Here is a 12,321-nt window from a genome sequence, read left to right as displayed (position 1 = left end):
AGAGGATTTAGGCTATGTCAGATTTACTTTCCTTCATGTAATTCAATCTCTAATTGCTTTGTAAATGATTTAATTATGGACTGTTGATGACTGATAAACAGGACGATGCTTTCCGGCAACTCACGTCGGATCAGTTTCATAAGATGGAGGGCAGTCCTATCGTCCAGATGACTTGTGGATTCATCAAGGCAAATAAGTTTTGGCCGGTTTATCAGTATACGTGCAAAGGAAAGGCGCTGTTGTTCTCCGCCTGAGAGTACTCGCTGCCAGAGTTTTGTCTGATCTATCTGCGAAGACAAATGCCCCAAGCCAACTTTCTCAAGACTCATTTTTATCTGCTCGTCACTGATGTTCGCTAACCCCGGATAGCTCGCAATATGTTTCAGGGGATCGCATGACAAGTAAGGTTTTTGTGGTACAAAGAGGGTTTTTCCGGCAGGTAAAATCCAGTGCCCGCTGCTGTAAGGCCAAAGACCCGACAGGATTCTGAAAAACGTGGTTTTTCCACACCCACTGGCTCCTGTAATGGCGATGGACTCGCCTTCGTGTAAATGCAGGTTTACCGGTTTAAAGAGTGGCGTTCCTGTTGTGTGTCGGGCGACCAGTTCCTGGCATATCAATCCTCCTGGTTGGCGTGAACATATCGCTTTAGCCGGGATTTCCTTTAAGTTTTGCTCGAAAACCCACAGCCTTTCTACCGTTGCTGACCACGCCACAATCTGTCGGTAGGAATCGATAAACCAGCCGAAAGCATCCAGCACATACCCGAATGCAGCACGTGCTTGCATCACACCGCCGAGCGAGATTTTTTTGGCGATATACAGCGGCAATACAGCAAAAATCGGAATCATCAGACTCAGGCGAAAGTAGGTGGTCGTGAAGGTATCCAGCCTGAACTCGCGTTTCATCAATCGCTGCCAGTTGTGAACAATGGCTAAAAAGTAATGATGCATACGACGTAGTTCAACACGCTCTCCCCCATAGAAAGCAATCTGCTCGGTGTTCTCACGTATGCGTAATAAACCTGCACGGTAGTCAGCTTCTGCTTTTTGTTTATCCATATTGAGCTGATGCAAAGGCCGTCCGATCCAGTGCGCCAGCGCACTGCTGATGGTGGCATACCCCAGAGCGACCCAGACCAAATAACCGTGAAGCGTAATGGTGTGACCGAAAACGGTGATGCTGAGTGTGTCCGATAGTTGCCACAAGATGAAAATAAAGGAGAAAAGGCCGGTGGTATTTTTTAACAACGACAAAAACAGTCCGAGGCTTTGTTCAATCAGCAGCCGGATATCCTCGGCGATACGCTGATCGGGATTGTCGGGTTCGATGTTGAGACTTAAACGGTAATGATTATTTTGCCTAAGCCACGCTGACTGAAATCGCAGTGTCATTTTCTGTCGCCAGCGGATAATCAGTAATTTTTTCAGCCAGTTTGTACTGATTATGAATACCACAAAAAGTGCAGTGTATACTGCGTAAGACAGTGCCAACCCGGTCACCGAGGCATGCTGAAAGTAGTCGGTCAGGGCATCATAAAATGCGCGACTCCAGTTGTTGTACTGCACACTGATCCATACCACGCCTAACGTAAGAGAGACCAGCATCAAAAGCAAAAGCCACGAAAACCACTCGCGGGGATGCAGCCAATAGGGTGCTATCAGCCGGTAAAATTGTTTCAAGCTTTGCATAAATAAAATCGCATTAAGAGTTAAGGTTGTTGCACCGGAAGCGTCCGAGAAAAGCGCGATAGCCACTTGCGTGGCTGGCTATCGTACGCTTAAAAAAGATTCAACTTAGTAAACCCATTTCACGTTGAACATGAAATTACGCGGGTCGCCGTAGAAATTGTTACCGCCACGGTGACGGTTGGAAACGCCGACGTAATACTCTTTATCCGTCAGATTGTTACCATTCAGACTCAGGCGTATTTGCTTGCTGTATTGATAGCCAATGTTGGCATTGAAAATCGTATAACCGCCTTGTGAAACGTCGTAGTTAGTTGTGGTAGACGTCTGCGCCGTTAACCCTACGCCTGCGGACCATTTTTCCCAACGTCCCGGGAGCTGATAGCTGCTGTAGACGCGGATAAGATGTTGTGGGGTATGTTTGCTGAAGTTGGTGCCTTTCTGCGTGTCGGCTGCTTCGAGATATTTACTGTTATTGAGCGTATACCCTGAATAAACCTGCCACCCTTCGGCCAGTTGGCCGGATACTTCCATCTCAATACCCTGACTTTGTACCTTGCCATCAGCGATATAGCAGTCGTCGCAGCCGACACCGCTCATGGCATTATTTTTCTGAATGATACGGAAGAGGGCGACGGAGGCATTCAGCGCACCCTCGAAGAATTCTCCTTTGACCCCGGTCTCGTAATTGCTGCCGGTGACCGGTGGCAGGAAGTTGCCGCTGGCGTCCTGCATGCTCTGAGGTTTGTAGATTTCCGAGTAACTCACATACCAGGTGTAATCTTTTGCGAAATCCCACAGCAGGCCGCCGTAAGGGATAGTTTTACCTTTCACCTTGTAATTGCTGTGTCCGATCATTGCGCCGGTAGTCAGGTTGGTGAAATAGGAGTCGTAGGTGAAGTCGCTGTAACGGCTGCCGAGGATCAGCTTCCAGTCGTTCGCGAGACTCAGACGCGTTGTCGCATACAGGCCACGCTGATAGACGTTGTACTGATAACGGCGCGTATAATCCCAGTCCGGTTCACTCAGACTCTCCGGATCCCAGCTGTAAATATTCACCTTACTGGTGTTGCCCAGTGAACCGAATAAATTGCTGAAATTCTCTTTCTGATAATCGCCGCCGAGTACCAGTTCATGTTCGCGTTTCAAGAACTCAAACGGGCCACTCAGGTTGACGTTTAGACCGTATTGGCTGCTGCGGTTGTGACGTTGCAGATAGTTGTTAAGTCTGGCATCGCCCGAATCATTCACGCCTTGTGTGCCGTTACCGTAAACACCGATGAACTTCCCCTGCGCACTGGCGGAGGTATAGTTCAGCGAGCTTTTAGCAACCCACTCATTATCAAAATAATGTTCAAGCTCGGCGAAGCCATTGGTTTTCTCGAAGGTGATGTTATTCCAACTGGCACCCAGAAACGTCGAGCGTGGAAGATTCAGGCTTGAATAGTTCGTTGACATCGGGACACCATAAAGATTGGGAACCGTGTCGGTTTTTTGCCACGAAATGCCCGTGGTCAAAGTGGTCTGCGGCGTGAAATCGTAGGCCATCGTCCCGAACAGAACCTGACGGTCACTGTTTACGTAATCAGTAAAACTGTCTTTCTTTTGCAGCACGCCAACCAGACGCCCCCGCAGCGAAGCATCGTCATTGAGCGGGCCGGATATATCCACTTCGCTGCGATAGTTATCCCAACTTCCTGCGCTGGCGCTCACTGAAGATCGAAAATCGTATGTAGGACGTTTGCGCACCATATTGACAGTTCCGCCCGGTTCACCGCTGCCCTGAGTCAGGCCGGATGCGCCGCGTAAAACTTCCAGATGGTCGTAAATCGCTAAATCAGGCGATTCGGTTGACGCTTCGGCGTATCCCATACCCGCGAGGCTGTTTTGAAACGAGGAGCTGATACCATCTTCCTGAATGTTATCCATCGTAAAGCCACGTGACTGGTAGCGGCTCTGATACGAACTCTCGTTAATCACATTGACACCCGTCACATGCCGCATGGCGTCGTCCAGGGAGGTCATATTCTGGTCATTCATGCGCTGACGGGTTACAACACTGACCGACTGCGGCGTTTCACGCGGAGAAAGGTTCAGGCGGGTCGCGGCTGACATGCTACGGGTGGTGTAAGAGCGTGTATCCTCAGTCATCGAGCCGTAATCAATGTCGCCGACCACCACCAGTTCTTCGCCTTCAGGGATCATTTTCAGTACATAGCTGCCATTGAATTGTTGATCGGCCTGTAAACCGTGGGCTGTTAGGAGGCGGGATAACCCTTCGGTTAAGGTGTAAGTGCCGTTGAGCGCTGTTCCAGATAACCCGTTAGTCAAGGTGGCATCGCTCGCCAGATATATGCCGGACTGTGCGGCAAACTGATTGAGCTGAGATGCCAGCGGTGCCGCCGGAATGGAATAAGAGTTTTTACGCGCTGTGATTTCAGCGGCCTGAACAGATGTCACCATGGACGTGGCGAAAGAAAGTACCGGCACGCAAAGCATCATGTGCATAAATGTGGCAACCGGTTTGCTGCGCAAGGCGCGTGGCAGGTCATTTTGTGATGATGGTGACATAGATCCCCCTGAAAATCCCCAAAAGTAGAAGTGCTGCACAGGGTTAATCGGATGAGGAAACGAAAAGGGGAACCGGTGAGGCGAATTTTTTTTGCGATCATTTATCCGCCGCGTGGTACAACAGTCAGCCACCATGAGAAACGGAGGTGAATTTGTACAGGGAGTACGTGGGTCAGCATCTCCAGCGCCATATCGGTGTCATGTAACGGGAACGTACCGGTAACGGACAGCGCCTCCACGGCGGGATCACATCCCAGATAACCGCTTCGATACGCCGAGAGGCGTGTGATGAATTCTCCGAGCGGAATATTTTCGGCCTGCAAGAGTCCACGTGGCCATACGGGTTCCGGCTTACTTAGCGCCGTGACAGGATCAAACTCATCCTGCCTGAAAGTCACCCCCTGACCGGCTTCGATAATCAGCTTATCGGCGGTGGCGGCCGGTGAGACTTCCACTGCGCCCTGATAGACGTGTAGCACCGTGCCTTCGTTGAGCATATGCACGCTAAATCGGGTGCCGAGTGCGCGCATTTTTCCCTGAACCGTAGTCACCGTCAGCGAACGCTGGGGATCGGCTGCGGTTTCAATCATGACGCGGCCATTGAGTAACTGTAATGCTCGCTGTGTCGCGGAATAATCGACGTTCAGCGCACTGTCGGTATCGAGCCAGATGCAGGAACCGTCACTTAGCGTGAACTGCGTGATTGCGCCGTGAGGGCTGTGATAATCAGCACGCCATGCCAGTACCTGATTGCGCAGTGGGGTGTGACACCATGTGCTCCAGCCGACCAGCGAACCGACGGAAATCCATGCCGCCATTTTCAGCACCTGACGGCGTCCGGAATTATGTTGAGCCTGGGTTAATGCTGTTAGCGCCGCTGTTTTCCGTGCATCACTTTCGCACAGTGGCGTAAAGCGCTGACTGATTTTCAGCACATACTGCCATGCAAGCCGGTTCTCTGGACTTTCATTCAACCAGTGCTGTAACGCATCGGGACTGGCTTGCGATGCGGGGATATCTTGTAGCTCGGCGTACCATTTTGCGGCCTGTTGAAGCGCGATGAAACCAGGTTTATTCGTCATGTTGCTTTGCTCAGTTCACCGATATCGCGCCGAAATGCTCAACTTCTAAGATCAGACAGTGCAGCATGGCTTGAGCCATATACTTCTTCACCATGCGCACTGATACGGAGAGCTCGACGGCAATCTCCGGGTAAGTCAGCCCGCGGATTTGCGACATCACGAATGCTGTTCGGACTTTTACTGGCAGCGCACGCAGCATCGTATCCACCTGAAATAAGGTTTCGAGTACGACTGCGCAATGTTCTGCCGAGACGGCCACAGGCATCGGTTGAGCGTTTAATGTCTCCAGCCAGACGCGTTCAATTTCTTTTCTGCGCCACAAATCAATACACATTCCCTGAGCCATAGCGCCGAGATAGGCACGGGCTCCGGCAAGACTGTCAAAGTTTCGCGGTTTTATCAGCAACCGCAGAAAAACGTCTTGTGCGAGATCGGCGGCATCGCTGGCATTCCCAAGGCGTCGTCTAAATAATTTTTGCAGCCAGTTGTGATGTTCTGAGAAGATCAGCACAATGTTTTCAGCCGAACCAAAACAAGGAGATGACATTTCGTTCAAACCGCCAGGGATGTGTAAATTATGAAATATTAAGACATATAAATTTACATGAGAATGATTTTCATTTCAATATGCGTAAGGATTTCATATGCCATTGGTGAAATATGAAGACGGAATTTTTACTAAAAATGAATCACGAAAAACCCTGTATATGATAATGGCATTCTCTCTGGCATTATGTATTTTTGAGGTGATTGTTAATTTGCTCAGCTTTCCGAAAAAGAAATCGGACGAATGGGCAGCAGGATATAATCATAGGCAACGATTTGCCTTGTTAATCTGGCTCCTCTGACTGGGGGTAGCCTTTACTAGAAACGGGCAGTCAGGTCATCTTTTCAGACTGGGTTTGAACAGGGTCGGGTCGGCAAGAACCGGGTTCATTGCCCTCAGTTGTTCCTGAACCTGAGCCTGTCTTCTAGGCATATGTTGGCTGCGGTTTCTTTTCCCGGCTGTCTCAAGTTCGTCCTGCTTTTCCTGCGCCAATTTTAGAACTGCCCCCAGTCGCTTATTGTCCACAATGCGGCCCTGGTCGATACAGGCCAGCTTGTCGAATACCTGATACTTCAGCGTTCTGTTGCCATAGCGGAACGCCAGCGTGCCGTCCGGATAGTCAAAAGCCAGGATTTTCTCACCCGCAATATGCGCATTTTCCTCCGAGGGTTCAACAAGATAAAGCATCTTATTATATTGAAAGGTCAACGATTTTGAGAGCGTGCGCAGCGTTTGCCAGGCAAAAATATCATCCAGCTCTGAGCGGTTCTTGCTGACGGGTCGATGGAGGTCTTTCGGGTAGGTTGCGGGTCTGGCGAATCGACGATTAAAGTTAAAGTCGCGAATAAAAACGTCCAGCCACGCATTGGCCGCGTCAATGCCACTGATGTTTTCCAGCCGTATCTCCTTAATCAGCCGATCCTGCAGCGTCAGGTTGGCACGCTCGACGCGCCCCTTAGCCTGGCTGCTGTTAGCACATATCAGTTCAATATTGAGATCATGCAGCGCACGTCCGAACTGAGTCATGCCGGTCCGACGAGTCTCAGCCTGGCTGACTCTGAACACAGCATGCTTGTCGCTGTAAAACGCCACCGGCTTGCCGTGTTTATCCACGTACTCGCGCGTTGCCAGCATGTAGTCGAAGGCTGATTCGCTCTGACAAAATCGCAGATGCATCAGGCGACCGGTGGCATCATCAATGTAAACCAACAGGCAGCACTTGGAGGCACGTCCTTCAAACCAGTCGTGGTGTGAACCGTCGATTTGAATGAGTTCACCCAAACAGTCGCGTCGATAACGGGGCTGATAAACTCGCGGTCGCCGATGGGCATGCGGCACCCAGAGACCGTCGGCAGTCATCCAGCAGCGCAGCGTCTCGACAGAAACGGAAATCCCATGGCGCTCCTGAAGCTTTTCTGCGGCAAGTGTGGGCCCGAAACCGACGTAATTTTCTCAACAACGGCCTGGATCACCGGCAAGCGGTGAAGTTCTTTATTGGACATGGTTATCAGCATCAGAAGAGATCTCCCAGAAAGGTGGAAAAACGCGCCGTACCTGGGTGACATTATAAACTAGCTAAAAAGTGACATTATCAAATGGGACTCACATCCTTGGTTCGCATAATGCTATTTATGTTAAATAGTGCGGGGTGAAACGAGAATACTATTTTTTCAGGTTGACTGTTTTAGGACTTCAGCGATATTCCACACATCCAGGTTCCCCTGTGCGGCTGAGACAGTCAACTCTTCATGACTTGGAGAAAACCGGACAAGAATGCCATTACGGCGCAGGAATAAAGCAGATGATGCAAATGCGGTTCTCTTATTTGCATCATTGAAACAATGCCCCCGCGCTATAGCAAGAAGATATGCAGCAGCTAGAACGTATATATCATCCTCGCCTTCATACATGTGGCGGTTCAGAATTCGTGTTGCCATACTTTCTATCCGACCTGGGTCAGCATAGCCGGAAAGGCCTCCGTAAGCAGAAATCATTCGGTCATGAATGCCAATGATGTCTTTGCTTGAAAGAAAATAAATCATCGGTTTTTAAGAGCCTCAAGCGTCTTGCCATGTTCACTAAACAACCAATCGAAATCCGATTCAGCCTGAATTTTCAGCATTTTTTCATATTGCTCAGCATCAATAACAACAACGGGCTTTGCCGATCGGCGTGTGATAATTATAGGCTCACCGCTAGAAACGCTATCAAGAACTGAAGCCAGTTCATTACGGGCAGTCGTAAAATTTATAGCTTGCATAGTCATATGCCTCATTGAAGTGTACAACCCACATGTACAGCATAATGTACACTCCATCAGTCTTTTTTTCAACACTTCCACTGGGGCTATTGGATAACACGCTAGATCTAATATTGGTTGGCATAATGACCAATTCACAACTACCCTGAATAATTCGTACCTGGATTATATAAATCCAGAATAAATAACTGACAACTAAAGGACCCCTATGAGCGAAGTGAAAATTGTTGCAACACTGACCCCTTTACCTGAATTTATCGAAACTATAAGAGATGCCGCACTGGCAATGGTTTCTCCAACTCATCTTGAAGAAGGATGCCTGCAATATGATCTGCATGAAAGCCATGCTGTACCCGATGTGCGTAACCTCGAAAATACAGGTAAAGTGTCATTCGTCTTTATTGAACGCTGGAAGACTGAAGAAGATCTGAAAAAACACGTAGCAATGTCCTACCACGATGATTTTCTCGATATCTTGAGCGGTAAATTGGAAACCATTAACGTTCAGCGTCTGACTAAGCTATAATAATCATGCATCGCGGGAGGGAATCGAAATAACCCTTTCGCAAATCTCATTTATTCAGAATGCATCATTCAGTGTTTAAACCCTGCAGTTAATTCACCAAGTCTTTTGTTCCTTTGGTGTATATCCAATATTTCTTTCACCAACCTCTAATTCTCATCCCCTGTACAAGAACCCAACGCAGTCTTCAACAGAACTGCATAACTTCATATAATGGGACTTATATAAAGTTAGCTATTCGCTACAGTAGCTGGTAATCTATCCAGTAGTTATAGGTGCAGGTATTTTTTCGCAGATGATCTTGCAGGTTTTGCTACGTGAAATCTGCAAGGCAAATCCCCTGCATCCTTCTCAGAATCCACGTAGCGTTGTCAGTGACCGGGAGTTCGCTTTTTAAGCTACATATGGGTAATTTATCACCAACCAACCAGACGCTACCTGCTATCCAGGCTGAAGAGGATGTTCTGGCTAGGCTTAAGGAGTTTGTTCAAGACAAAGAGGCTTTCTCGCCCAATACCTGGCGACAGCTGATGAGTGTTATGCGGATCTGCCACAGATGGTCGATTGAAAATAGCCGCTCATTTTTGCCCATGCTTCCGGCCGACCTTCGCGATTACCTGAACTGGCTGCAAGAGAACGGCCGAGCTTCTTCAACGATTGCGACGCATGGATCATTGATTTCAATGTTACACCGTAACGCTGGCTTAATTCCCCCGAATACTTCACCGCTGGTTTTCCGCGCAGTGAAGAAAATAAATCGTGTTGCGGTTGTCACGGGTGAACGTACTGGCCAGGCCGTACCCTTTCGTCTTGAAGATCTGCTTGAGCTTGATGCGCTCTGGTCTGACTCGATATCGCCTCGCCATAAACGGGACCTGGCATTTCTGCATGTAGCTTACAGCACGCTGCTGCGTATCAGTGAAATAGCCCGTCTCCGTGTTCGTGATATCTCCCGGGCAACAGATGGCAGAATCATACTTAATGTGAGTTACACCAAAACTATTGTTCAAACTGGTGGCCTGATCAAGTCCTTAAATTCTCAGTCCTCCCGCCGGCTAACTGAGTGGCTGTCGGTGTCTGGTATCAATTCAGAACCTGACGCTTTCCTCTTTTGTCCGGTGCACCGCTCTGGGAGTGCAACTCTTTCAGTCACACGTCCGCTGAGCACGCCTGCGATTGAATCAATTTTCGCACAGGCCTGGCATACGATTGGAGCAGGTGAACCCATCATTCCAAACAAAGGGCGCTATGCAGCCTGGACTGGTCACAGTGCCCGCGTAGGGGCTGCACAGGATATGGCTGGACGTGGCTATGCAGTTGCTCAGATTATGCAGGAAGGAACCTGGAAAAAACCCGAGACATTAATGCGTTATATCCGTAATCTTCAAGCTCATGAAGGTGCGATGACCGATATTATGGAAAAAAGCACTCAAAATCATAATAATACAAAATAGCATGAAGTAATACTTCATCATTATGAAGTATTACTTCATGTTTGGTGTTTTTGCTTTAATCACATGCTTTGCTTCAAGGTCGTTGGAAACATTACAGGCGTAGCATTAATGTCATCGGATTAATTGGCGATGATGTAAAACCGTAGTGTTCATAAAATTGTTTAGCCGGTTCATGAAGTGCATGTACGAGCAATGCTCTGACCCCTGTGTTTTCAGCAATTGAGCGAACTCAAAGAACGGTATCCTGTAGCAATGACGCACCTAACTTTAGCCCCTGAATTCGAAGGTCGACCGCCAATCTTCCCAATACTATGACTTGAACTGGATCAGCATATTACGCCGAACAGACCCTATTGCTTCCCTGTGCGACACAGCGCCGACTGCAAGCGCATAATAACCGACAACACTCTTATCGTGAGTCGCGACAACAAAAGTACGACTTGCACCGTTTAAATGGTTTGTCAGAGCGCCCCGTTTTAACCATTTGGTGATCGGTCGTTTTGGGGAGTTTTCGGATATACGGGGAAAAGCCCAACGTGCGGGGGAAGGTAAAACGGTCGGCAACGCCCCCGTTCCCGCCGCTTTACCGTATCAGACAGTATGCAAGCCCCTGATACACCTGTAATTATACCAAAGCAGGCGGGAAAAACCCTACCTTTGGCGTATACAGATAATTTCTCCACGGCAAACGGGCAAAACCGCAACATCTGGTGTTTTATTGAAATAAAAATGCTAAATGTAGTCTTATCCACAAAAACGGGGGATAAGTCTGTGGGTAATTGGGCAGTCTGCGGAGAAACCCCAATCCGTGAAAAGAGAGAGTACTTGGACGCGGGGATCGGGTCACGCAGAAAGGAGGGGGTCGGAAGCAAAAACCTGAAAACTGTACGTGTTTCATGACTGGCAGTGATGAAATAAAGATGTTCTTGACGCTAACGTCAATCAGAATGTAGTGGAATACTAAATCTGGCCACCTGAATAGAGGTGATATCATCGCCTCATAGTCAAAACAGGTGACATTATGACCGGACATAACAGACGTAATTTTAGCCCCGAGTTTCGCCTCGAAGCTGCCCAGCTTGTACTCGATCAGCACTACACCGTTGCCGCCGCTGCAACGGCAATGAATGTCGGTAAATCCACGATGGATAAATGGGTTCGCCAGCTTAAAGAAGAACGCGCAGGGAAATCCCCAAAGGCCTCTCCGATGACGCCTGAGCAACTTCGCATTCGTGAATTAGAAAAACGACTGCAACGTGTTGAAATGGAAAACGATATATTAAAAAAGGCTACCGCGCTCTTGATGTCAGACTCCCTGAACAATTCTCGTTAGTTGAGAAACTCAGGACGCGGTTTCCTGTTGCCTTTATTTGCAATGTGTTCGGGATCCATCGCAGTAGCTATCGGTACTGGCTAAGCCGACCGCAGAAACCTGATGCAAAACACATCATTATACTAAGCCTGGTTCGTGAAGTTTATCATGCCAGTAATGGCTCTGCGGGGGCCCGGAGCATTGCCGATATGGTCAGCGCAAAAGGTGTTCCGTTGAGTCGCTGGCGGGCCAGTAAGATAATGAAAGAGCTGAATATTGTTAGTTGCCAGCAACCGGATCATCGCTACAAAAAAGCCACAAAAGAGCATGTGGATATCCCTAATCATCTGGATCGCCAGTTTGCAGTAACGGAACCTAATCAGACCTGGTGCGGCGACGTGACCTACATCTGGACGGGCAAACGCTGGGCTTATCTGGCGGTTGTTCTGGATTTATTTTCCCGCAAGCCAATAGGCTGGGCGATGTCGTTTTCTCCGGACTCAGGTCTGACAGGAAAAGCATTAACGATGGCCTGGGAAGCCAGGGGGAAACCGGCTGACGTTATGTATCATTCTGACCAGGGAAGTCACTATACCAGCAGGGAATTCAGACGGTTACTGTGGCGTTATCGTATAAAGCAAAGCATGAGTCGCCGTGGAAACTGCTGGGACAGCAGCCCAATGGAACGATTTTTTCGCAGCCTGAAATCAGAATGGGTACCGAACTGTGGATACGCTAATTTTAGCGAAGCAAATAGATCAATAACAAATTACATCATTGGTTATTACAGCCAGCTCAGACCCCACCAATATAACGGTGGCTTAACACCCAATGAGTCAGAGCGATTGTTCTGGAAAAACTCTAAAACTGTGGCCAGTTTTTGT

Annotated in this window: 10 protein-coding genes and 1 pseudogene; 4 read left to right on the top strand and 7 right to left on the bottom strand. The window is 48.6% G+C overall.

The features are described from left to right. Positions 1–23 precede the first annotated feature (23 nt). The 4 genes from EX31_RS16500 to EX31_RS16485 form a co-directional block, all read right to left on the bottom strand. Positions 24–1,757 carry an ABC transporter ATP-binding protein/permease gene (locus EX31_RS16500; protein WP_147423473.1) on the bottom strand — a complete coding sequence of 578 codons (1,734 nt, stop codon included), beginning with the start codon at positions 1,755–1,757 and terminating at the stop codon, positions 24–26. A gap of 39 nt (positions 1,758–1,796) precedes the next feature. Further along, positions 1,797–4,259: a TonB-dependent siderophore receptor gene (locus EX31_RS16495; protein ID WP_051931064.1), complete on the bottom strand. Its 2,463-nt coding sequence runs from the start codon at positions 4,257–4,259 to the stop codon at positions 1,797–1,799. Positions 4,260–4,360: 101 nt separating this feature from the next. Next, positions 4,361–5,341 carry a FecR domain-containing protein gene (locus tag EX31_RS16490; protein WP_037035661.1) on the bottom strand — a complete coding sequence of 327 codons (981 nt, stop codon included), beginning with the start codon at positions 5,339–5,341 and terminating at the stop codon, positions 4,361–4,363. Between the two features lie 10 nt (positions 5,342–5,351). Next, the gene (locus EX31_RS16485) at positions 5,352–5,888 is read right to left on the bottom strand and encodes a sigma-70 family RNA polymerase sigma factor (RefSeq protein WP_037035660.1); all 537 of its coding nucleotides are present in this window, start codon (positions 5,886–5,888) and stop codon (positions 5,352–5,354) included. A gap of 97 nt (positions 5,889–5,985) precedes the next feature. Here EX31_RS16485 and EX31_RS16480 point away from each other — a divergent pair, with 97 nt between their 5' ends. Continuing rightward, positions 5,986–6,189 (top strand): hypothetical protein, encoded by a 204-nt coding sequence (locus tag EX31_RS16480; protein ID WP_037035659.1) that lies wholly within the window; start codon positions 5,986–5,988, stop codon positions 6,187–6,189. 35 nt (positions 6,190–6,224) lie between these two features. Here EX31_RS16480 and EX31_RS16475 read toward each other — a convergent pair. The 3 genes and pseudogenes from EX31_RS16475 to EX31_RS16465 form a co-directional block, all read right to left on the bottom strand. Beyond that, positions 6,225–7,340: pseudogene (locus tag EX31_RS16475) on the bottom strand (ISNCY family transposase); the annotation flags it as partial. A gap of 218 nt (positions 7,341–7,558) precedes the next feature. Then, positions 7,559–7,930 carry a type II toxin-antitoxin system death-on-curing family toxin gene (locus EX31_RS16470; protein WP_037035658.1) on the bottom strand — a complete coding sequence of 124 codons (372 nt, stop codon included), beginning with the start codon at positions 7,928–7,930 and terminating at the stop codon, positions 7,559–7,561. Next, a complete protein-coding gene (locus EX31_RS16465; protein WP_037035656.1) occupies positions 7,927–8,148 on the bottom strand; it encodes a type II toxin-antitoxin system Phd/YefM family antitoxin in 222 nt (73 codons plus the stop codon). Before EX31_RS16465 ends, EX31_RS16470 begins: the two co-directional genes overlap by 4 nt. Positions 8,149–8,356: 208 nt before the next feature. Between EX31_RS16465 and EX31_RS16460 the strand changes: the two genes are divergently transcribed. From EX31_RS16460 to EX31_RS16440, 3 genes are all read left to right on the top strand, one after another. After that, on the top strand, positions 8,357–8,674 hold the full coding sequence (locus tag EX31_RS16460; RefSeq protein ID WP_037035654.1) for a putative quinol monooxygenase: 318 nt from the start codon (positions 8,357–8,359) through the stop codon (positions 8,672–8,674). A gap of 401 nt (positions 8,675–9,075) precedes the next feature. After that, positions 9,076–10,125: a tyrosine-type recombinase/integrase gene (locus EX31_RS16455; RefSeq protein ID WP_037035652.1), complete on the top strand. Its 1,050-nt coding sequence runs from the start codon at positions 9,076–9,078 to the stop codon at positions 10,123–10,125. Positions 10,126–11,146: 1,021 nt separating this feature from the next. After that, positions 11,147–12,321 (top strand): IS3 family transposase gene (locus EX31_RS16440; protein WP_231576068.1). Its coding sequence is split into 2 segments (ribosomal slippage), with 1,176 coding nucleotides annotated over them: positions 11,147–11,405 and positions 11,405–12,321; the frame shifts between segments, so codons are not numbered across the junction. This gene is flagged as partial in the annotation.

The sequence above is a fragment of the Rahnella sp. WP5 genome, from assembly GCF_000745615.1.
Lineage (GTDB): Bacteria > Pseudomonadota > Gammaproteobacteria > Enterobacterales > Enterobacteriaceae > Rahnella > Rahnella aceris.
The sequence above is the reverse complement of the archived record's forward strand: the minus strand, read 5'-3'. Positions and strand labels throughout refer to the sequence as shown.